This window comes from Pseudomonas sp. IT-P218 (assembly GCF_949767605.1).
GTDB classification, from domain to species: domain Bacteria; phylum Pseudomonadota; class Gammaproteobacteria; order Pseudomonadales; family Pseudomonadaceae; genus Aquipseudomonas; species Aquipseudomonas putida_AE.
The window spans coordinates 174,248-196,978 of sequence record NZ_CATKQQ010000033.1 but is presented as its reverse complement, the minus strand read 5'-3'; the positions used below and the strand labels follow the sequence as shown (position 1 = coordinate 196,978).

At 53.1% G+C, this 22,731-nt stretch carries 18 protein-coding genes; 7 read left to right on the top strand and 11 right to left on the bottom strand.

The features are described from left to right. Positions 1 to 291 precede the first annotated feature (291 nt). The 4 genes from ACM6I6_RS18530 to ACM6I6_RS18515 all read left to right on the top strand — a co-directional run bounded on the left by ACM6I6_RS18530 (position 292) and on the right by ACM6I6_RS18515 (position 6,903). Positions 292 to 1,905, top strand: coding sequence for a DUF1302 domain-containing protein (locus ACM6I6_RS18530; RefSeq protein ID WP_414920438.1), 1,614 nt, complete (start codon positions 292 to 294; stop codon positions 1,903 to 1,905). A 20-nt stretch (positions 1,906 to 1,925) separates the two neighbouring features. Further along, positions 1,926 to 3,275 carry a DUF1329 domain-containing protein gene (locus tag ACM6I6_RS18525; RefSeq protein WP_414920437.1) on the top strand — a complete coding sequence of 450 codons (1,350 nt, stop codon included), beginning with the start codon at positions 1,926 to 1,928 and terminating at the stop codon, positions 3,273 to 3,275. Between the two features lie 68 nt (positions 3,276 to 3,343). Next, complete coding sequence (locus tag ACM6I6_RS18520) at positions 3,344 to 4,414, top strand: WD40/YVTN/BNR-like repeat-containing protein (protein ID WP_414920436.1); 1,071 nt, start codon at positions 3,344 to 3,346, stop codon at positions 4,412 to 4,414. An 11-nt stretch (positions 4,415 to 4,425) separates the two neighbouring features. Beyond that, positions 4,426 to 6,903, top strand: coding sequence for an efflux RND transporter permease subunit (locus ACM6I6_RS18515; protein ID WP_414920435.1), 2,478 nt, complete (start codon positions 4,426 to 4,428; stop codon positions 6,901 to 6,903). A 174-nt stretch (positions 6,904 to 7,077) separates the two neighbouring features. Here ACM6I6_RS18515 and ACM6I6_RS18510 read toward each other — a convergent pair whose 3' ends face one another. The 4 genes from ACM6I6_RS18510 to ACM6I6_RS18495 form a co-directional block, all read right to left on the bottom strand. Then, a complete protein-coding gene (locus tag ACM6I6_RS18510) occupies positions 7,078 to 7,887 on the bottom strand; it encodes an alpha/beta fold hydrolase (protein ID WP_414920434.1) in 810 nt (269 codons plus the stop codon). A gap of 328 nt (positions 7,888 to 8,215) precedes the next feature. Next, the gene (locus ACM6I6_RS18505; protein WP_414920433.1) at positions 8,216 to 8,551 is read right to left on the bottom strand and encodes a c-type cytochrome; all 336 of its coding nucleotides are present in this window, start codon (positions 8,549 to 8,551) and stop codon (positions 8,216 to 8,218) included. Next, entirely contained in the window at positions 8,548 to 10,206 is a 1,659-nt protein-coding gene (locus tag ACM6I6_RS18500) for an FAD-binding oxidoreductase (protein WP_414920432.1), read from the bottom strand. The genes ACM6I6_RS18505 and ACM6I6_RS18500 overlap by 4 nt, the downstream gene beginning before the upstream one ends. A gap of 31 nt (positions 10,207 to 10,237) precedes the next feature. Beyond that, positions 10,238 to 10,831: a hypothetical protein gene (locus ACM6I6_RS18495; RefSeq protein WP_414920431.1), complete on the bottom strand. Its 594-nt coding sequence runs from the start codon at positions 10,829 to 10,831 to the stop codon at positions 10,238 to 10,240. A gap of 353 nt (positions 10,832 to 11,184) precedes the next feature. Here ACM6I6_RS18495 and ACM6I6_RS18490 point away from each other — a divergent pair, with 353 nt between their 5' ends. Further along, positions 11,185 to 12,528 (top strand): FAD-dependent oxidoreductase, encoded by a 1,344-nt coding sequence (locus ACM6I6_RS18490; protein WP_414920430.1) that lies wholly within the window; start codon positions 11,185 to 11,187, stop codon positions 12,526 to 12,528. Positions 12,529 to 12,584: 56 nt separating this feature from the next. Beyond that, on the top strand, positions 12,585 to 13,601 hold the full coding sequence (locus tag ACM6I6_RS18485; protein WP_414920429.1) for an NADP-dependent oxidoreductase: 1,017 nt from the start codon (positions 12,585 to 12,587) through the stop codon (positions 13,599 to 13,601). A gap of 79 nt (positions 13,602 to 13,680) precedes the next feature. Here the strand turns inward: ACM6I6_RS18485 and ACM6I6_RS18480 are convergent, their stop codons facing one another. From ACM6I6_RS18480 to ACM6I6_RS18450, 7 genes are all read right to left on the bottom strand, one after another. Then, the gene (locus ACM6I6_RS18480; RefSeq protein WP_414920428.1) at positions 13,681 to 16,446 is read right to left on the bottom strand and encodes a LuxR C-terminal-related transcriptional regulator; all 2,766 of its coding nucleotides are present in this window, start codon (positions 16,444 to 16,446) and stop codon (positions 13,681 to 13,683) included. 108 nt (positions 16,447 to 16,554) lie between these two features. Then, positions 16,555 to 17,358: an N-acyl homoserine lactonase family protein gene (locus ACM6I6_RS18475; protein ID WP_414920427.1), complete on the bottom strand. Its 804-nt coding sequence runs from the start codon at positions 17,356 to 17,358 to the stop codon at positions 16,555 to 16,557. 164 nt (positions 17,359 to 17,522) lie between these two features. Continuing rightward, entirely contained in the window at positions 17,523 to 17,909 is a 387-nt protein-coding gene (locus tag ACM6I6_RS18470) for a carboxymuconolactone decarboxylase family protein (RefSeq protein ID WP_414920426.1), read from the bottom strand. A gap of 18 nt (positions 17,910 to 17,927) precedes the next feature. Continuing rightward, complete coding sequence (locus tag ACM6I6_RS18465; protein WP_414920425.1) at positions 17,928 to 18,824, bottom strand: NAD(P)-dependent oxidoreductase; 897 nt, start codon at positions 18,822 to 18,824, stop codon at positions 17,928 to 17,930. 108 nt (positions 18,825 to 18,932) lie between these two features. Next, positions 18,933 to 19,628, bottom strand: a complete 696-nt coding sequence (locus tag ACM6I6_RS18460) for an alpha/beta hydrolase (RefSeq protein WP_414920424.1) — start codon at positions 19,626 to 19,628, stop codon at positions 18,933 to 18,935. 10 nt (positions 19,629 to 19,638) lie between these two features. Beyond that, on the bottom strand, positions 19,639 to 20,595 hold the full coding sequence (locus tag ACM6I6_RS18455; RefSeq protein WP_414920423.1) for a glyoxalase: 957 nt from the start codon (positions 20,593 to 20,595) through the stop codon (positions 19,639 to 19,641). A 51-nt stretch (positions 20,596 to 20,646) separates the two neighbouring features. Next, entirely contained in the window at positions 20,647 to 21,702 is a 1,056-nt protein-coding gene (locus ACM6I6_RS18450) for a maleylacetate reductase (RefSeq protein WP_414920422.1), read from the bottom strand. A gap of 279 nt (positions 21,703 to 21,981) precedes the next feature. Here ACM6I6_RS18450 and ACM6I6_RS18445 point away from each other — a divergent pair, with 279 nt between their 5' ends. Beyond that, positions 21,982 to 22,599, top strand: coding sequence for a TetR/AcrR family transcriptional regulator (locus ACM6I6_RS18445; protein ID WP_414920421.1), 618 nt, complete (start codon positions 21,982 to 21,984; stop codon positions 22,597 to 22,599). The last annotated feature ends 132 nt before the right edge of the window (positions 22,600 to 22,731 follow it).

The window sequence follows — 22,731 nt, the reverse complement described above, 5'->3', positions numbered from 1 at the left end:
GTCGGTCGGGGACGGCCGACATGAGTGCGCCACCGCCCTAATTCGCCGCAGTGTCCATTTCAATAGGAAGCCAAAGAGACTCAAGCGCGTTATGGGAGACCGTCGGCACTCATGCAATAAGAGGGAGATGTTCAAGAGAGCCGGATCTATCTTTGGATAGGTGCTCCGGGTTGGACACTCTCCGTACGTTCGGTGCACAGCCGCCACCTCGCAGCTGTATAGGACTCAAAAGCCAGGCTTCACCTGCCTGGTCAAAATGCGAGCCTTACCGATAATCGGAGAACAATAATAATGGCGATTAAGTTAAACCGTAGCTGTTTCACTGTGGGAAAAAAGAAAGAGTTGAGTCAGGTGTCGCTGCCCACCGCGGCGATTCTGAGCATGGCGTTTGCTTCATTCAGCATCAGTACATCTGTTCGCGCTGCGCAATTTGACGTGGGTGAAGTCGACGTCAATTGGACCAACACCCTCAAGTACTCCTTGGGATCACGGCTTGGTGAACCCAATGATAAAAATCTAGCCAACCCAAACGTAGATGACCCTGACCGCAACTTTGATAAAGGGTCATTGATGATGAATCGATTTGACTGGTTGAGCGAACTGAATGCCCGGTGGAATAATTTTGGACTCAGCCTGAGTGGCGCTGCGTGGTACGACAGTGTTTATAACCGTAGTAACGATAACAACTCACCGGGCACGTTCAACCCATACTCAGTGAGCAATGATCATTTTACTGACCAGACTGAAAAATGGGCCGGTAAGAAAATCGAGTTAATGAATGCCTTCGTGTCCGGTCAATTTACACCTATGGATGTGCCGGTCAGCATGCGCCTGGGGCAACACACCTTAATATGGGGCGAAAGCCTGTTTTTTACTGACAACGGCGTTGCCGCCGGCATGGCACCCGTGGACGCCTATAAAGCACTGAGCGTTCCGAACATCAAAGCGCAGGAAGTATTCCTGCCGACTAACCAGTTGTCGATGAGCGTGCTACTGTCCGACAGTTGGGTAGTTGAGGGTTATTATCAGTTTGAGTGGGAGAAAACACGTATCCCTCCTGCGGGTAGTTATCTTTCGTCGGTCGACCTGTTGGATGAAGGCGGCGAACGGATTATTGCAGGCCCTGGTGCGTATTTTTATCGTGGCGCTGATAAAAATCCGGACGCCGCGCAATATGGGGCTTCGGTGCGTTGGCGGCCGGTTGACCTGAACCTCGACATGGGTGTTTATGCCCTTCGTTATAACGACAAAACTCCCCGTGTCAATACTGTTCCATCTGGCGGATTTGACCCTGTCAATGGTTCGCTCGGCGAGTATTTCCTCGATTACAAGGAAAAAATCGAACTCTATGGTTTAAGCGCCAACATGTCTTACGGATCGCTGAATCTAGGAGGGGAAATCTCGTATCGAGATGGTGTGCCGCTTCGAGCAAAGGGTGATGTTTTAGTACCGGATGTACTGGGTAATACCCTGCACGCACAGCTGTCTGCCGTATGGGTTGGAAGTGCGGGTCCTGCGTGGGACGGTGTCAGTATCGCTGCAGAACTGGCAGGACATCGACTTCTTGAAGTCACTCGAAACAAGGAACAGCGCGATACTGGCTTGGATGATTCGGCGTACGGGATTCGCGGCGTCACCACATTACAATACTTTCAGGTAATGCCAAGCTTGGATGTTGAGCTGCCAATTGGTCTCGGATACAACTTCAAAGGTAAGTCTCCGATTTCGGCTGCCTTCAACAATTACGGTGGCAACGAAGGGGGCGATGTCACGCTTGGCGTCGTGGGTACTTACCAGCAAGACTGGAAGTTGGGTCTAAGCGCAACGCACTTCTTCGGCAGTGAGACGACGAATTACTACTCGGGGCGTGATTTTTTGATGGCCTCTGTCAGCCGTTCTTTCTAAATATCCTCAGGCATACATTTATGAATAATTACAAGATAAAGTCTTTGTTGTCGGCTGCGTTACTGACGGGGCTATTCAATGCTCCTGCCTGGTGCGCTGTTTCTCCTGCCGAGGCGGCCCGGCTGGATAAAGAACTTACGCCCATGGGTGCAGAGCGTGCGGGGAATGCTACGGGTAGTATTCCTGCTTGGTCAGGTGGTTACAAAGGCATGCCAGCGGACCACAAGCCCGGCAGTATGAACAGTGATCCGTTTCCTGACGAGAAACCAACGCTGGTGATCACCAGCAAGAATGCCGAACAGTACAAGGATCATATATCTCAAAGTGTGCAGTTGCTGTTGCAACAGAACCCTGAATGGCGTCTTGATGTTTACCCCACGCACCGCACCGCTTCGGCGCCGGAGGCGTTTTATAACTACACCAGGAAAAATGCTACTACGGCGCAGCTCAGTGGCGACGGCATTGGTGTTACCCATGCGTACGGTGGCGTGCCGTTTCCATTACCGAAGGATGGCTCGGAAGTTCTCTGGAACCACTTCCTCGCCTGGAAAGGAGTCGGCGTAGAAATGGAGGGCAAGATGTACATGGTCGACGGCAAAGGCCGCTCGTCCTTAACGGCTTCGCTAAAAATGGACGGATTTTACAGATATGCTTTGCCTGGAGGGGAAAGCGACTACGACGGATTCTTTCAATGGCATCGATCACTGACGACCGCGCCTGGCCGCAGTGCCGGTGAAGCACTGGTGGGGATTTGGCCGCAAGACTTTACGAGTAACCAGCCAGGCTCCTGGCAATATATGCCAGGACAACGACGCGTTAGAAAGTTACCGAATGTACAATTTGATACCCCCAACTTTCTGATGTCCGGCCTCACTCAGTTCGATGAGGCCTACGGGTTTTTCGGTTCGCCAGAGCAATATGAATGGAAGTTGACAGGCAAGAAGGAGATGTACATTCCTTACAACACCAACAAACTCTTTTCTGTAACGCCGGAAGAACTGCTGACTCCAAGAGTGCTTAATCCGAATGTGATTCGCTGGGAGCTGCATCGTGTCTGGGAAGTCGAGGGCACTCTCAAGGCCGGCGTTCGAAACGTTGTGCCTAAGCGTAAAGTTTTCATGGACGAGGATACCTGGGCGATCGTGATGGCAGACCTTTGGGACGCTCAGGGCAAACTCTATCGTGGTGCTATCAATTACCCGGTCGTCAACTATGACCTGCCAGGCGTTGTCATGCGACCGTTCATGTCAATAGATTTTCAGCAGCAGGCCTATACCTTAGGTGAGCTGGACACTAAGTACCTGCCCGTCACTCCGAAGCCACGATCCTTCTATTCCGCTGAAGCTTTAGTACAAGACGCCCTGCGTTAAACCGTCGTCCGGGCGGCTCTTGGTCGCCCGGTCAGTCTAAGCGGACCTATTGCTCTAGGAGTCATGAAATGGTTTATGCGATTTCGCGCGCAGCTCGTTGGTTGAGCGCAATATATCTGGTTGCCGCTGCGTACGGTGCCAGTGCTGAGGAAGGGCGGCCGGCAGTAATGGATCGTCCTGCCCGTGAGGTTCTTCAGCCTGCTTCAACGTTCCTCCTTGGCGTAGCAAAAGCCGGCGACCGCCTGGTAGCTGTAGGCGAGTCGGGTCGTATTGTTCTGTCGGACGACCACGGTCAAAGTTGGCACCAGGCCAAGGTGCCTACCAGTGTGCTGCTTACGGCTGTCGCATTTGCGGATGCGAATATTGGATGGGCGGTCGGCCATTCGGGTGTAGTACTTCGAACGGAGGACCGCGGTGAAAACTGGAGTCGCCAGCTGGATGGGGCTCAAGTCGCTCAGCTGATTTTTGATAATGCCTCCCGTTCAGCGACCTCAGGACGCGGCGCCATGTATGGGATGAGCGTCGATCAAGCTGAGCGGTTGATCAAAGATGGACCGGACAAGCCTTTTCTTGCCCTCCAGGTCGAGGACACGCAAAACGTGACGATTGTGGGCGCCTTCGGATATGCGCTGCGCACCGTGGATGGTGGTAAACACTGGCTCTCCCTGGACCCCGAACTCAAGAACCCGATGGGGCTGCATTACTACGGCATTGTTAAAACGCTCGAAGGTCTTTTATTGGTGGGCGAGCAAGGCATCGTTCAGCGTCAGACTACGGTGGATCAGTTTCACGCCGAGAACTTATCGGAGGGAACACTCTTTGGCGTTATGTCTGTGGGGAATCAAGCCTTTATTGCATATGGATTGCGCGGCAAGGTGTTGTGCAGCGTGGACAATGGAAAGACTTGGAACAGTGTGAACAGCGGCATTGAGGCCTCCATTCAAGCGGGCACGGTACTTTCCGATGGCGCCATTATATTAGTGGCGGAAAATGGCCAAATGATCTCCAGTTATAACCGCGGAAGCACCTTCAGTCTTCTGCCGGCACGGGTACAACCCACTGCTTACGTTCTTCCTGTTTCTGCAAAAAGTTTGATTGCAGTGGGTCCGCTAGGACCCCAAACTGTCCTTGTGCCGTGAGATTCGAAAACATGAAAATTGATATAAATTCGGCGACGACGATCGAGGAATTTGATCCGTCCGCCGGCACTATTCTTGAGCGGATTTTATTTAGTAATCGCCTCATTGTAGTGCTGTTCTGTGCGTTAGTTACAATTTGCTTGGGGTGGAGTGCTCGCGATCTTGATTTGAATGCAAGTTTTAAGGCGGTGATTCCGAATGATCATCCTTATATCCAAAACTATTTAAGTAATGAAGCCGACCTCCAAGGGTTAGGGAATACGCTTAGAGTGGTAGTTTCTACCCAAGGTGACAGCATTCTAGACGCAAATTACTTGGAGACCTTGCGCAAAATAAATGATGAGATTGTTACTGTTCCTGGTGTGGAACGGCCCTTTCTGCAATCCCTATGGACTCGGAGCACCCGTTGGTTGATGGTGACAGAAGTGGGTATCGATGGCGGACCGGTCATGCCAGATACCTTTGACGGCAGTCCATCAAGCCTGGAACAGTTGAGGCTTAATATTCTCCGGTCAGGAGAGGTCGGGAAGTTGGTCGCTGCCGACTTTCGATCAAGCGCAATCATCGTTCCCTTATTGGATTATGACGCCCAAGCCCAGAAAACTCTTCACTACGGCGAGCTTTCCAAAAGACTGGAAAGTATCAGGGCAAAGTACGAAGGCAACGGTATCAATATTCATATCGTCGGATTTGCCAAAGTCGTAGGTGATTTGATCGATGGTTTGAATCAGATATTAATATTTTTTGCAATCGCGGTGGCAATTACCGCCGCGATGGTCTTTTGGTTCACTCGTTGTGTACGAAGTACATTATTGGTTGTGACCTGTTCCCTAATTGCTGTGGTATGGCAATTAGGGATTTTACCGCTGATAGGCTTTCGGCTGGACCCATACTCTATTTTGGTGCCGTTTCTCATTTTTGCAATCGGGATGAGTCACGGTGCGCAAAAAATGAACGGGGTCATGCAGGATATCGGCCGTGGCATGCATCGGATCCATGCCGCGCGCAATACCTTCCGGCGCCTCTTCATGGCTGGCTTTACAGCGCTGGTCTGCGATGCGGTCGGCTTTGCGGTACTGTTCATGGTGAACATCCAGGCAATACGCGAATTGGCCATTGCTGCAAGTATCGGTGTGGCCATTCTCATCTTCACCAATCTTATCTTGCTTCCCATACTACTAACGTACACAGGTGTTAATGCTCGTGCGGCTCAACGTGCTCTTGTCCAGGAACAGAGTTCCTTGGAAGGAGCACAGGGAAGATGTTCCTTGTGGCGATTGTTGACCCTTTTTACACATAGAAGATGGGCTATCAGCGCTATTGCTTGCGCGTTCATTTTGGCGGTAGGGGGGCTGGTGGTTGCTTCACGATTGCAGGTCGGTGACCTTGATGCCGGAGCTCCTGAACTACGCGCTGAATCTCGATACAATCTGGACAACGCCTATTTGACCAGTCATTACGCGACCAGCAGTGATGTCATGGCAATTATGGTCAAGACTCCGCCTGATCAATGTGTTAACTATGAGACGGTGGTTAAGGTCCGCGATCTGCAAATCCTTTTAGGGCAATTGCCCGGCGTCGAAGCGACAAATTCCTTTGCGAATTTGGCCAGACAAATGACGTCAGCGTACAGCGAGGGCAGTTTCAAGTGGGCGGAAATTCTGCCTAACCAGTCCGCATTAAACTCACTAATGGGTCAAGCGCCGCGCGGGCTGTTCAACACCAACTGCGATCTCCTCACGGTGTATGCTTACTTGAAAGACCACAAGGCCGAGACACTCCAGCAAACGGTGGAAGCCGTGGAAGCCTTTGCCAAGGACAATGACACCGAAAACGTGAAATTCTTACTTGCCGCGGGGAACGCGGGCATTGAGGCGGCGACAAATCAAGTGGTTAAACACCACAATTACTTGATGCTCGCCGGGGTGTACGTCGTTGTCATTATCCTGGCACTGATTGCGTTTCGCTCTTGGCAAGCCGTAGTGGTTGCAGTAGTACCACTGGTACTGACCAGTATCCTTGCGGAGGCACTGATGGTCTGGGTCGGCGTTGGTCTCAAGGTCGCCACACTTCCCGTCACGGCTTTGGGAGTGGGAATCGGGATTGATTACGCGCTGTATATTCTATGTGTAATGCTAGCTTTGCTGCGCACGGGGGCATCACTCAGCGAGGCTTACTATCGTTCCCTGCTGTTTGTAGGCCGGGTCGTGACGCTGACCGGTGTGACGTTGGCAGCTGGCGTGGCGACTTGGGTTTTCTCTCCCATCAAGTTTCAAGCCGATATGGGTTTGCTATTGGCGTTCATGTTCCTCGTAAACATGTTCGGTGCACTTATATTGCTGCCTGCGTTGGCCAGTTTTCTACTCAAACCTCAACGTCAGTCTCGCAACATGGAAAGCGCGATTGATGAGGTAGGGGAGATCGACAAACCTGAAGCACTGCTGGGTCGTAATGACCGCCGGGCATCGTTGGAGGTGAAAGGCGTTTAAGTAAGCCTGGATGTATGAACGCCGCACTGAGTGCGGCGTTTTTTTTGCGTCAGTTTGGCGACAAGCACCTCGTCAGCGTGTACATGATCGCCTTGATGGTGAGCCCAATACTTGGAAAGAATGAAGAAGGCTTTTTCACGTCGTCCTTGTAACACCGGCGCTGAGATCTTTTGATTAACCTCGTAGCAGGAATTCGCGGACCATACGCCGAGCGCTTTCGGACTCGTCCAGCACCAGATGTCCCGCATTTTCCACAATGAGCAATTCAGATTGCGGTAGAGCCCTCTGCCAGTGTTCGGCTTGGCCTACTGGAAGAATTTTGTCGTTATTACCCCAAATGACCAATGTGGGCGACTTAATGTGCTGCAGGACTGAAGGCATTGCTGGATTTATCAACTTGCCGTTGAGCAGTAGCCGGCTGGTTGAATTTCCTTCTTTCCTGCGCATGGCATGGAATTCTTCATCCGGCTCTGTAGGAAGATAAGGCTTCAGGTTGCCGACATTTTGCATGAGGTAATCAGGAATTAGTTCGGGCGAAACCTGACTCAGGTCTGTTTGCGGATGGTCTTCGACATCAAATCCCGCGGGGCATGCGAGTACCAATCTTCTGACACGCTCCCCATGCCGGGCTGCAAATTCAGCAGCTAAATATCCCCCAAGTGATGTTCCTACCAGATGGACGCGATCCAGGCCCAGTAGATCGAAAAGCTTGGCGTAATGATCAACGTAACTTTGCATCGAGCCAATTTCAGGATTTACCGCTGAGCCCCCGAAGCCCGGATGATGGGGTAAAAATGTCTTGAAGTGCTCGTCCCATTTTTCGGCAAAACCTATGCCGTGCCACGTTCCCGCGCCATGGAAGTACACCAAGGGCTCGCCTGTTCCGTTTTGATAGACAACAGTTTGAGTGCCATCGACTTCGAAGACTCTCTGGCTGTACGTGCCGTGATCAACTCGACGGTCGCCGAAGGGTGAACTGTTCAAGTATTGCGCTCCTGTTTCTAGTCCGCTGCGCAGACGGGAAGTACTGTCGATGCCTGGGCATCTGTTCCAGTATCGACACGCGACGACTTACAGCTCACCTATCTTCTGGCAGGCGTTGTCGAATAATGCTTACGAATGGGTCGGCAGCTTTAAAGCGGATAGAGAGAGGCTAGTAGGTCAGAGCAGTGCGGTTTAGCAGTTTTTGACCTGTCGCTAAAAAGAGGAGCTTGGTGGGTGGCAACCGTGCCACGGTTGACCCTGCCGCGCTCCTAAAGTCCTGAAGTGGACGGCCTAGATAAGAACTGGGTAAAAAGTCTCGGATTCTTGCTTACTGTTTGATCGCGGGCTCAGTGAGATAACCTGCCAGGGCGTTCAGTTCGATATCATTAATTTCTGTTTTACGGAAAAACGGCATTACGGAAATGCCGTTGCGTACGAAGTACTTGATTAGTTCAGGCGAAAGGTCCGAGCGTTCTTCAAGGCTTGCTGGAATAGCCCCTTTGTAGCGGGCGTCTAAAGCAGACGTCCCCGGATATACGTCCCCTCTGGAATGGCAAGGTGCGCACCACCTCTCATACACCAGCTTACCTTGGGTCTCTGCTGCTGCAGTTATAACCCAGCTTATCGACCCGCATACCAGTAGGGTTTGGAGTGAAAGCTTCATGCCTTTTTCCCCTCACGTAAATTTTTTGGCCATATTCCATAGCGTCCAGGGGAGATAACCCCATTGGGGTCAACCGCATCCTTCAACGTTTCATGAAAGCGCAACAGGATGTTGTCGTTAAAGGAATAGGTATCCATGACATCGCCCTGGAAGGCGGTGGCAGTCCGGTACTCGCCCCAACCATTCTCTGCAGCAATTTTGATCAACGTGCGAAATGCTTCTCGAGTCTGTTTGTTTTTTGCAGGATCTTTAGAAATCCAAAACGGAATGATGAAGACAAAACACCGCTCCCAGCAGGGGACGGGTACATTGAGTGCGAAGGCAAATGGCACGCCGAGTTTCCGAGCGGCTGTTCCGAGTACTTCATTGATTTTTAGAATCGCTTCCCCGTCCCGAGGAATAATGGGCGAAAACCACGCATGCCCGTCGGAAGGTGGCGCCGGATTCCAGTGAGAACGAGCACCGATCGAAAAAGCGCGCATGTTTGGGATACCAAACTGAGCCGGATACTGGACCTGTTTCTGCTGCTCTGGCGAAAGAGGCAGATCGTAATACTCACTTTCATCGAACGTTGCATCGGGGATCGTTTTACGAAATTGTTCCTGGACATGTTCCCATTGAGCACGAATGATTTTTTCGGGTCCGTAGAAGGTAAAAGCGCCGTTCCAAAATGGTATGCCGTTTTTTTTGCCGTAACCTTCGTACTCCTCTGGCTTCGCGCCGCGATCCGCCAGTGCCTTGTACTCTGCATCACGTGCTACCGGCCCGTTGAGAAGAAATTCGTGCAGGCCGGCCAAGCTCGGAGACCCTAGCAGCGGGCTGTTGATGTCAGGGAACCCGGTGAAGATCTTTTGATTCTCCATCTCGGTCATTATGTCCACTAACGGGATGAGATCCCGATAGCTCGAAAGGTGCACTGTACCTTTGAGAAACGCCTCCGGCTCGGGCATCAACCAAAAACCCATTTTCGTCACGATGCCGAAATTTGACTGACTGAAAATGCCGTCGATCCAAGGTCCAAACCCGGTCTTATAGAGCTGCCAGGTTTCTGCGCCAGGCATAGCTCCCATGCCGGTCCTCATTACCTCGCCGTTGGCCAGTACCACTTCCATCCCGCAATGCGCATCGAAATGGTTGCGAAACTGAGCAGCCGTGTAACCCGCTCCTCGGTCAATGGCGTTGCCTAACATGCTGCCCCAGCCTGGATCAGGGACATCCATCCACAGCTTGATCTTTTTTTCTTGCAGATAACGGTAAAGGTCGAAGTAGCTGACACCAGGCTCAACCACGCAATAGGCCTGCTTTTCGTTAACCTCCAGGATTCGATTCATTCGTTTCAGATCCAGCACCACCGAGCCTGAATAGGTGGGGGCTGAACCTCCATATCCGAGATTCTTGCCGGTGGAGATCGGATACATCGGAATCTTGAACTGGTTGGCGATCCGCATCAGTTGCTGAACTTCTTCAGTACTTGCCGGAGCCACTGCCGCAGAGGCGAGAATTTCTTCGGGTTCTCCCCAGTATGGCGAGTACGAATCGCGATACAGATGGAGGTCTTCCGGGCTGGTGAAAACCCATTCTTCTCCAACTACCTGCCTGAACTTTCGAAGTGCTTTGGCGAAGTCGTCGGCGCTGAGCCCGTGCGGGGTTTGCATATCTATACCTCGAAAATCGAACTGTGATGGGTCAGCTGGCAAGTGGGGCTATAACCCAGCTAACGAGAGGACTGTCCAGTAAACTGGCGTCGGCAGTCCCGGAAATGATCTGGTGCGAGTGACACCGACCCGACGTCCCACCCCACGAGCAGACGCCGGTAAGCCTCGCCATACGCTCACTCCAGTCAGCTCCGTCCAGAAGGCGACTCAGGGGCTGAAGCAAATGCTCCGGAGCCTCAACGTGATGGCTTACCAGATCGTTCGGCAAAGCTTCATGGGTGATGCGCAGCACAACTCTCATTCCGCGGTCTTGAGCAAGGCGCTCCAGGCAAAAGAGAGGCTGGGTGGCTGTCATACCTGCAACTATCGTGGGACGCCGGCGCCACTGTGGATCCAGTGTTTTGAACCATAGGTCGGTAATGTCGCCGTCGATCATGTGGGACGGCAGGCCACTGAATGCGGCCTCGCTACCAAATCGGCGGCTTGCTTCAAAGCGGCCATCAGCGACAACCAAATCCGGTGGGCGCAGCGCCAGCGCTTCCAGGCTGGCAGCAATCGCGTTTGAGCTGATACCCACAACCGCGCCGCTGGTGAGCCCAACCTTCAGAAAATCTCGGCGGTTCATTCGGTGTGCCATTTAACGATGGCTAAAGTGCGGATTTTCCTTTGCAGGCGTGTCGCAGCCCCGTCGCTGTTATATGCATTGAATGGGCAGCAAGAAGAATCGGAATTGGTCATGAGGTCCTGCGCTTCTGATTGTTGTTATCGCTCGCTGCGTCTCTGCGGCAGGCAGATGTATGCAGTAGTCCAGAAGCACTGATTTTGATGAAGCTCGCGTGGGCTTCACCTATCGAAGGATAGTGAGGTGCATTTGCCCTGACATGTTCAATTTCTCGGTGCCCCAAAGCTATCTTTGGGTAGGTCATCTGTTAGGCGGTTCGGCAGTAAATCTATGTCGCGTCGCGCGGACAGTTTCAGTTGCACTGTCTCACTCACAGACTGCTCTGCGCTGCCCACAAGAACAACGAACTGGAGTTACAGATGGCTACGGGGAAACGAGTAATTGTTGTTGGCGCAGGACCGACAGGTTTAATCACGGCGCTGGGGCTGGCGCGTCAGGGCGCACAAGTCACCATTATTGATCGTGAGCAAGAAATCCTTCGTTGGCCTCGGGCGATGGTGTATTTGTCATCAACCTTGAAGGTGCTGGATGAGCTTGGGTTGCTGGAGGCGGCCCAGAAAATCGCGGCGTGGGGATACGAATACCATCTGCACTTTGCGATGACGGGCAATGTTGGTCGCCTTGATTTTCGGGATGTCGAGGACCTCACTCCTTACGCCTATAACTTGCATTTCGGGCAGGATTTGCTGGCTGAGATTGTGTTGGAAGAATTTCTGAAACTGCCTGGAACTGAGCTGTTATGGGATGTGGTTTTCGATACAGTTCTGGAAAATGACGAACAGGTTTTAGTGTCCGTCCTCACCGCCGAAGGACCTCGTACGCTCGAAGCAGATTGGTTGATTGGCGCGGATGGAGCCCGTTCGAGTGTCCGCAAAGAACTTAACATTGAGTTTGAGGGATTTACCTGGAATGAAATTTTCATGGCCACAAATGTCGTCTATGACTTTGACAAGCACGGCTACGCACCTTCAACCATGCTCGCGAATGGCGCTAACTGGGCCGTAATTGCCAAGATCGACAATAACCATCAATGGCGAATTGCATATGCAGAAGCGGGCGAATTGACTGAGGAGGAGCGAATCGCTCGCATCCCTGAGCGTATCAAGCAATTCCTTCCAGACCCGAAACAATCGTACGAACTATTGATGGCCAATTCTTACCGCGTTCATCAACGTAGCGCCAGCCGCTATCGCCAAGGTCGCGTATTCCTGGCGGGTGATGCCGCACACGCTACCAACCCTATTGGTGGCTTGGGATTCACCAGCGGAATTCAAGACGCCAACATGTTGATCAAATGCCTGGGCGGGGTTATCAACGGGGATTATGACGAAGATGCGCTGGATTGGTACGCCTACGAACGCCGCCGCTGTTTTCTCGAGATCGCCAACCCCACAGCCATTGAGTTCAAGCGACGGACGCAGGAAACCAACCCGGTTAAACGCAAAGAAGACGAAGACAACTTCGTAGCGCTGATGAATGATCGTGAAATGCGCCGCCAAGCGATGACATCGATCTTCAATCTTTCCGGCCGCGACTATCGTGTCGATTGGAAGGAAGTTTATCTGCACGCCGATGAAGCTGGAACTTCACCAACGCTCGGTGCACATGGCGGTGTCGTCCTCTCCAACGAACGCTCCTGACGCAGTTGAGCAGTGCTTCAGTCTTGCTGAGTTTGAAAATAAAAAAAGGATAAATAATGGAAAACGACGCCTGGATCATCGATCGACCGTCATTGGGTGAGTACAGCCCAGACTGCTTACGCTGGGAACGTCGAGCGTCAGCCAGGCCAAAAGAAGGGGAGGTCCTGGTCAAGACGCTGTTGATTTCGTTAGATCCCACAAGCCGCAATTGGCTAAAACTGGAGAAAAGCTCTGCCTACCTTCCACTCGCAATAGGCAGTGTAATGATAGGTCAAGCGGTCGGAATCGTTGTGGAGTCGCGCTCTGCGCATTTCACACCGGGAGACATGGTCAAAGGCATGTGGGGCTGGGAGCGCTACTCCCTGGCGCAACCGATGTTCATAGAGCGATTTGAACTGAACCCGACTATTCCATTGGAGGCGCATTTGTCGATTTTTTCGCATGTCGGCCGCGCGGCCGCGATTGGTCTGTTTGAGATCGGCCAGATGGGTCCAGATGATGTTGTAGTGGTATCCGGCGCTGCCGGTGCGACTGGATCACTTGCGGCGCAGTTGGCTAAAGCTCGTGGCAACCGGGTAATAGGAGTAGCCGGCGGTCCGGAGAAATGCCGGCTATTGATAAATGAGTTTGGGCTGGATGCGGCAATAGATTACAAAACAGAAGACGTGGCAGCAGCGTTAGCGCGCCTTTGCCCCGACGGCATCAACGTTTACTTCGATAATGTCGGAGGGGCTATTTTGGATGCCGTGCTTTCGAATATGGCGATAGGTTGCCGAATCGCGGTCTGCGGGGCGATGTCGCAATATGATTTGGCTTCTTCAAATAACGCTTATGGTTGTGTCAATTTTCCACAGGTATTGTTCAGGCGAGCGACGATTCGTGGATTCGTCGTGCCAGATTTTTCATCACGACTGACAGAATTTGACGACATTCTTGAGCGCCATTACCAGCACGGGCAAATTCGGCACCGCGCCCATGTAGTCGATGGACTTGAAATGGCACCAGAAGCTTTACGACACGTTCTGCGGGGCAGCAATGACGGCAAACTCATGGTGAGAGTTGCGTCAATCTAGAACACGGCAACTGCATTGGAGCAGCGGCCAGATTTATCAGACCTGAACAGTCGAAGATTCTGGCCGCACCACTTTATACTTATCGCAAGATTCCGAGCTGGCGAGCCCGATCCGCTGCCTGCGTACGACGACGAACACCGATTTTGTCGTATACCTGCTGCAGATACCATTTCACCGAACCTTCGGTCATTCCCAATTTGACGCCAATCTCCCGGTTGAGCAGGCCCATTGCGACCATTTCAAGGATATCGATTTCTCGACTGTTCAAAGCTCCGAGGATAGGGGACGGTTCACTGGTGTCCAGGCTGGGCTTGGAAGCTACACTCTCAGCCCCTTGCATACGACTCAGCAAATCGATCGCAAAAGAGTCGGCAAGTTCTTCACTGAGAACGGCGTTTTTCAATTGTTCCCGCAGCAGACTTTCCAGCCACGGCCCTTCATCCAGGAATACGCGGATGAAACCACAAGGGGCTGCTTGCAGCATTGTCCGTCGCAGCATCCGCTGTGCTGCGCGATGATCTCCGGAAAGCACCGAAAGGTGTGTGATTAACAGGCCCCACCGAATCATGTTCCGCACGGCGTCAACGTTTTCAAGATATCGGTGCCACAACTTCGCCAGATTCAACGCTTCTGGCAACCGATCGTCAGCCTGTGCGACCCTGATCCAAGCGATGGCGCGCGCTTCATCGCGGGTTTTAGCTCGGTTGGTGGGAGAGACTTCGTTAACAGGACACCGCAGTCCATTGCGTCGGCCGAGGCGCATTACTTCGTCGGTATCACCCCTGCGCAGTAACCACTTCAGACGCTCGGCCAAAGTGAACAGACGAAGGCGTTCGAAGTTATGCTCGGTCGCGAAAACATCCGCCTCATCGAGTGTAGAAAATGCGGCTGCTTGATCGCCTTCGATCATTAGAAGGCGAGCTCGGGTCAGCCAGCCAGCGATGGCTTGATCCACGAAGCCGATGAATGTGGCTTGAGGAAGGTAGTGGTCGAGCAATTTTGCCGACTGCTCCAGCTCGTCACGTTCATAGTGAACTTTGGCCAGTAGAACGGCCACCATCGCTGCCAGAGGTGAGCGCTTGCCTGCAAGATGTTCTGCCGATTTTAGGGCGCTTCCCAGCGCTTGTACGGCAGCGTGTGTTCGACCGACCATTAATCGTGAAGGGCCGACAACCGCATTGTGGAAAACCTGGCCCAAGTCATTGGGCAGGCGCTTGAGATGCTCGGTTGCAAGAGCATTCAAACGCTCTACATCGCTCAGTTTGTAGTGTTCTCGTTGAGCGCTGATCAGCGCTGTGTAGAGGCTTGCCCGTACCACGGGATGTGCATCATCGAAAGTTTCAAGCAAGGCCTGAGCACGTACCTGTACCGTAGAAAGATCATCACCCATCAGCGCCAGCATCAACTCGCGATGTTGAAGCAAATGTCTGAGAGAACACAGTTTCTCTTCCGGCAGTAATTTATCGCGCTCTAACTGCTGTATACGCTGATGGGCCTTTTCCATCAGTTCGGCACATGTCTCAAATTGCCAGAGCATTTCCAGCTGCCAAACCTGCGCCAGAAGAATGTAGGGAAAACGTCCGATGATCTCCTTTGGAAGTTTCTCCACCATCTGCCAGGCGTATTCTTGAGTCGCAAATATGTCCTGGCAATGCGTGTCCATAATTTCCGCTGCGCGGTGCATCTCTTTTGCCGCGAAGGCCTGATTGAATGCCTCCAGAGGATCACCTTGCTCGGAAAACCAATCGCTGGCACGTGAATGCAGGGATAGAAGCAGTTCGCCGTCTTGTTCACGCAGTTCTTTTCTCAAAAACTCGGCAAACAACGGGTGATAGCGATACCAGAACTGTTGGTCGTCCATGGGGATGAGAAACAGACCCAGGCCTTCGCATTCGCGTAGAAGATCCTGGCAGTGCTCCATGCCTGTCAGCAAGTGGCAAAGGGGGGCGCACAAGCGGTCGACCACTGAGGTGCGCAACAGAAACGTTTGAATGACTTGTGGTTGCCGGTTGAATACATCCTGTAAAAAAAATTCGGCAAACTGTCGTCTGTCCCCAGAGAAATGCGTGAGATTGTGAATCAACTCGGGATCGCGCCGGAGTTGGATTGCACTCAAGACAAGTCCGCCGGTCCACCCCTCAAGGCGTCTGCCCAACGTATGGAGCTGGCGCTGGTCGATACCTTGAACGCCATGCATCTCCAGCAACGCGCTAGTTTCCATATCTGATAAGCAGAGATCCCGTACGCCGAGGTCAAATACTTTTCCGTGCATTCGAAGTCGCGCTACCGACAAGCAGGGCTCACCGCGAAAACTCAGAGCAAAATGGAGGTTCGCCGGTGCTCGCTCGATCAACATGGAAAGAACTCGGACAGAGTCACTGCTGGCCAGGTTATGTACGTCATCGAAAATCAGATAAAGCGGTGTCTCCAGATGCCCATCCAGTAGGGCAAGCAGAGCGTTGAGAGAATCCGTCAGACCCGTGTGGCCGATTCTGGTGAGCTGCCCGAATCGGGCTGGAGGTTGACCGGCGAGCTCAATCATGGCCTTGAGATACGCGGTGAAAACCGAAAGCTCCCTCTCGGAGCTATCGATGGCAAGCCAGGCAACTCGTTTACCCTGCTCGCGCAAATTTTCGCAGTACTGCGCGAGCAGGCAAGTCTTGCCATAGCCTGGCGGGGATTGCAGCAGGATGAGCGGGGTGTCGATGGCTTCTGTCAGACGGGTCTGAAGGCTCGGGCGAGGAATGAGCTGAGCGAAACCTGGTGGTTGCAGCTTCGAGCTGAGCAGGGCTACGTTGAAAATATCCTGGGGTTCCCGAAGGGACTTATGGTTATCACTGCGCATTCACAGCAGGCCTCCGAACAATACGGGTCGATGTCTTCGACCTCTTGTAAAAATGATATGAACTCAGTCGAGCGAACGGATGCTCGCACGCTGACATGTCCGCGGCCTTCATCGCAGCATCTGAGGTACTTTGTGTAGCGCAACGATGTCGTTGATCGGGTCGCCCTCGAAAGGGTAGTACGTGCGAACCATCGGATCATGCCCAGGAATCACGTGATCCGGTGAGTCTGCCAAGGATAATATCTTTTGATAACCCTCCAGCATGTCGCCTACGTGGAAGACTACAGGGAACGGCGATTCTTCGATCAAATTATCGTAATAGTGGCTGGCGTCCGATGCCAAGACCACCCAGCCCCGCGCTGTATGTACCCGCACCGCCTGTAGACCTTGTGTATGACCTCCAACGTGGATCAGTTCAACACCTGGAGCGAGCACGGTACTCCCCTGATGGAAGACGACGCGCTGCTGGTAGACACCGCGAACGATGTTGATCACATCATTCACATTGAAGGGGTGGCGCAAGGGGGGGTAGCGCATATAGCGGCCGGTCGCATATTGCAGCTCTGATTCCTGAAGATGGAAACGGGCGTTCGGCAGCAAATCCACGTTGCCGGCGTGATCGTAATGCATGTGGGTAAGGACGACTTCCCGTATGTCTTCGGGAGATAAACCGAGCGTCTGCAGCGCTTGAATGGGGCAGCGTAGCAACGTTCGTCCACGAGCATTTGCAGCGGCTTGATTGAAGCCAGTGTCCACCAGGAAATGTTCGGAATTTCCTCGAATCAGCCACACGAAATAGTCCATCGGCATCGGACCATCGTGTGGATCGGGAAGCATGAAGTTGTCGCGTCGCGAGCGCTCGAGCTGTGCGTAACGCACGGCAAAAACTTCGTATTCTGGCAGTGAAAGCATCGTATCGACCTCGCCTGCGAGCTGGGTAGTTTGCTCCGCGTTTCAGCGTTGATGGGTTGCGTTTTCGCGGGACGCCAGCTCGAGTCGGATAATGGTTATAGTTGTCATCGCGAGCACTTGGTGGAGGTGCTCGCTGAATTCTGCAAACCTTGCCGCACCCGCTTTCAGGCGTTTTGCGCTTCCCAAGCGGCAATTGCTTCGCTGGCGATTCGGAAAGCGGCCAGGGCTAGTGGCACACCACAATAGATAGCGGCTTGCATCAGTACCGCACGTATTTCTTCCTTGGTTACGCCATTGGTCAAAGCGCCTTTGACGTGCACGGAGAGTTCGTGGTGCTGGCTCATGGCGGTTAACGCCGAGAGGTTCACGATGCTGCGAGTTTTGAACGACAATGTGTCGTCACCCCATACTTCCCCCCAGCAATATTTAGTCACCAGCTCCTGCATCGGCTTGTTGAAGTCATCGGCGTTGGCCCATGACTTTTCAACGTGTGCCGCACCCAGTACTGCTTTACGATTGGCAAAGCCTTTCTCAAAAATTTCATTGCTCATAGTCATCTCTCCTTATTTTCAGGTTTCAGAAACCAAAGGCACTTCTATTCCGGCCCATTGCTCAAGCACGCAAACCATTCGGGTGAAATCGGCACTGTCCCCATACGCGGCGCGAGTCATATTGAGCATTTGCCGCACGGCGCTGCCGACCGGCATTGGAATACCCATCGCTTCTGCTTCATCCAGGCACAATCGCGTGTCCTTCAGTGAGAGGGCAGTACTGAAACCGAAGTCAAAGGTGCGTGGCAGAACCGCTCGAGGCAGTTTGTCGACGGTGGCGCTGTTGCGACCGCTGCCGGCATTGAAAACGTCGAGCATCACTTTAGGGGCTAACCCAGCCTTGACACCCATCACCAACGCTTCTGAGGAAACAGCCAGAGCAGTGACCGAAACCAGGTTGTTAACGAGTTTCATCGTTTGCCCCAGCCCTGCACCTTCTCCGCAGTAAATCGCTTTGCCGATGATTTGGAGTATCTGGGCGACTTCGTCAAAGGCTGTGCCGGGACCCGAAACCATCAAGGCCAGAGTGCCCTTCGCGGCACCTGCAGCGCCGCCGCTGACGGGGCAATCAAGAGCGACAATTTTGTGTTGTGCAAGTTGATCGGCAACCAGCTTCGCCACCCGAGGACCCGTGGTCGACAGGTCAATATAGATGCGTACTTTGCTGCCCTCGACGACGCCTTTTTCACCCAAGGCAACGTTGTGGACGATCTCCGGCGTTGGCAGGCTCACAAATACGATCTCGGCCTTACTGGCCACCTCCGCCGCCGATTCTGCGCAGTGTGCTCCGAGTAGGCTCAGACGATTTACCGCGTCGCTGTTCAGGTCAAATACCGTCAATACCAACCCTGCTTGAACGAGGCGCGTGGCCATGGGCTCACCCATAGTGCCGAGTCCGATGAATCCTATATTCATAGTTGATGCTCTCTTTTTCAGTGGTGGAGCAGCTATCCAGGCAGTGACTCTCCTGTGGTTTACCGATTCCGGAGTGCTACGCAGGAACGGATATAGAGTCAGGTGAGGTTATGGCCAGGGAATACGTTCGGGCGATTGACCTGAACCTGGCGGCTGCGTTGCGAGTTGCATTGCACTCTGCAGCAGCGTTCTACTGATCCTGATTTCGTCATCCGAGACTTCGTGACTGCGCTCTGGATAAACCTTCAATTCGACGCGTGCGCCCATAGCCATGAAAACTTCCAGGGTTTGGCGGGTGCGGCCGAGCGGGACCCACGGATCCTCGTCTCCATTGCTGAGGAAAACAGGCATTCCTTTAAGGTTGCCGGTTGGCTCCCATCGAGTCTCTTCAGGACCGATAAGCCCCCCGGTATACGCCACCAATGCGGCGAACGGCTGCTGTTTTCTGAAGACGTATTCGCAAGCGAGGCAGGCTCCTTGCGAGAAACCCACGATGGCAACGTGCTCGTTTGGAATACCCCGTTCGTTGAGCTCGCCAAGCAGTTGGTCCAGGCGCTGAAGTGCGAAATCCAGGCGCGGTTGATTCTTCGCAAAGGGTTCCATGAACTGATTCGGGTACCAGGAGTTGTCCGCGGCGTCTATTGCGATACAGGGCATCCCAGCAATGTTCAGTCGGTTTGCGACGACTTGCATGTCGCTTGATGACTGAGTCCGGCCGTGGATGAATACCGCAACAAAGCCTGTTGCCACGGGCGCTGGGCCCGAACAGAGGGGTGGTATTCCCATGTGTGGATTTGCACTCATCTCGTCCACCTTAATATTTCAAAGGTTCAAGGTAAGCGATGATTTCTTGAGCCCTGGCGCCCAATTGCGGTGGGATTTGAATGGACTTGCCGAGTGACTCGTACGGTTCGTCGACGGTGAATCCGGAAGGCTTCGAGACCGTCGCTTCAAACAATGCACCGCTTGGAGTGCGTACATACACAGAGTCAAAGTAACCGCGGTCTTTTCGGTCGGAGACGTCGGTATAGCCCAGGCCTTCGAGGTGCAGCTTGACGTTGCGCTGAACATCAAGGTCCGTCACCTCGAAAGCGCAATGGTGCACGGTGCCTTCTCCGTAGGCCCATGACCCTTGAGCCAGGCCAGGTTCCACTTGGTAATCGATGATCGTCCCACTACCACCGTTGCCTACTTCGTATCGCGTGAATTGCCCGTCCGAATGGGTCTTGGTGCCGTTCCATCCGTAATGCATGAATTCGGAAGAGTTCTCGAGGTCACGCACCGACACGGTGATTCCGTGGGTTCCGCGGATACCGAAACCTGTAGGCACAACACCATTTGAATAGGGTTTGCGATCATCGTCTGCAATACCTACCAACTCGTAACGAATGCCACAGGGGTGGGCGAAGTGAAGCAGTTGCTCGCCAAAGCGTTCTTGATACTCCGGTTTGAAACCGTGGCTTTCCAGATGTTTTGCCCAAAACACCAGTGATGACACCGGAACAGATAGCGCGAGGGTTTTGATTTGCCCACTTCCTTGGCGTCCCATTCGACCAGATTGGCGCATCGGAAAGCAGGTCACCAGGGTGCTCTCTTCTCCGATATCGTTTCCGTAGTAGAAGTGGTAGATCGGATCGTTGCCGTCGTATAAACCAGTTTTCTTCACACTCTTCAAGCCCAGCACTTTGGTATGAAAGTCGTAGTCATCCTGAGCACTGCCCACGTTCAGGGTAATGTGGTGATGGCGCAAGATATGGGGATTGAGTTCCATGTCGTCTCCTTTGTCGTTCTTCACGAGCGGTTTGAATTATCGAGATCCGGATTACGGCCGCTTGCCTGCCCAGGCATTGGCGAGTAGTTCGCCGATTGCTTTCGGCTCGATGGCGCGTGGATTCCAATAAGGTGAAGCGCACGCAATGTCAGTCGCTTTTGCGAGGTCGGCTTCTTTCAAGCCAAGCTCGGCAAGGCTGGTGGGTACGCCCAGTGTTTTGGCCAGATCGAACAATCCGCGAGGTGCGTTATCAACACCTAGCGCCGCTGCGATCCGAGACATGGCCTCAGGGGCGGCATCGAAGTTGTAAGCGACGGCGTGGGGTAGCACCGCCGTGTGGGTCTGGGCGTGGGGAAGGTTGAAACTGCCGCCTAGCGTGTGGCACAACTTGTGGTGGATAGACATTCCCACCGACCCCAGGCACACACCGCAGGCCCACGCACCGAACAGCGCATCAGATCGCGCGTCGCGGTCGTCGGGATTTTTGATAATACGAGGCAGTGCACGAGCAATCGCAGCAATTCCCTGTTCTGCAAGCATCGAAATCAGCGGATTGGCATCCTTGGCGTATAGCGCTTCAACAGCGTGGGCGATTGCATTGAGCCCACTGGTGACAGACATTTCAGCCGGTAATCCCAAGGTCAAATCCACGTCATAAACAATGACTTCAGGTAGGACTTTTTGAGTCTTTTGAGTGGTTTTTATGCCATTTTCAGTTTGACCCAATATCGGAGTGGCTTCTGATCCGGCGTAAGTAGTTGGAATCACGATTTGTGGCACATCGGTGTTCAGCGCAATGGCTTTTGCAAGGCCAATGGTAGAACCACCGCCCAGGGCTACGACGCAATCCGCCTTCACCTCCCGAAAGATTCGCAGGGCATCGAGTGTCACGTCTGTAGGCGTGTGCATGGTCGCATGGGCGTAAACGCCTACGGCAAGATCGGTTAATTGCGAAGCCAGGTGGTCTGCCTGGTCTTTTTGCTGTGGAGTGCTGAGTACCAAAGCGCGTGCACATCCCAGACCTCGGATCTCGTCACCAACCTGACTCAAGGTGCCTGATCCGAAAATCACGCGTCCGGGCAGGACATTGAAAATAAATGGTTGCATCCATCTCTCCGCAGAAAAGGGCACTCACCTCATTTCTTTCTGAGGTGTTACACGTCGATGCTGGAGATTCGTGCAGCAGGCCAAAGCAGTCACCTATCAAAAGATAGTGGCGTAACGAGGGCGCAGGGGAGGGGACACGCAATCCAGAGGGTCTGATTCAGGCTATTGGGGGAAGGCAAGTTGTCCGAACTGTGAAGTCAGATGATACGCTTGCTGATACCAATCGTTAGCGCAGACGAGAGATGAGATCTGCGTTTGTCACGACCTGAGGAGGCCGAGTTGAAAGATCGTAAAGAAGCCACGGTGGTTTCGCCCATTCGAGAGGCACAGGCGAAGATGACCAGGGATCGAATCGTAGAGGCGGCCTTTCAGGCATTCTCAGTCAAGGGATACCAGGCGACATCCGCTACGGAAATCGCTTCTGCCGCCGGAGCTAGCAGGGCTACTTTCTACCTGCATTTTGCTACCAAGGCGGAAATTATTGTTGATGTCATCGACCGGAACCAGCCTGAGCTGTTCCAGCGCTATACGCTTTTTGCCAGAGAGAGTTGCGGTACGCAGGAGGATATCTGCATGTGGTTGATGGGGATCATTGGACGTTGGAAGGATGAAGGTCTTCATTACCAGGCGATGGAGCAGGCCGTTGCCACTGAGCCCAAGGTTGCGCAACGTTGGATCGATAGCATCACCGAAGCCGCTGCCCTGTTCACACGCGAACTGAGTCCGGCGTCCAACGCGCAGCATTTCAAGGACAACCATCTCGCAATCCTTGCGCTGATGATCCAGTTCGAACGGGTGATGTTCTTTGCGGTTGTCGGCCAACTTCTCGACGTCGAAACCTTCTGTCGCGTCCTTGCCGCACAGTGGTGGGCCGTCCTTACTCGCATTCGCGGTTAATTTTTCTCACACCTTCATGGTCTGGAGACACCGCTTATCGCCATGTAAATTTTTTTGTAGAAAATAGACACGTGTCTAGTCAGTAGGCTATTGACAAGCCAGATTGGCTGGATGAACATGGTTTCAATCCCA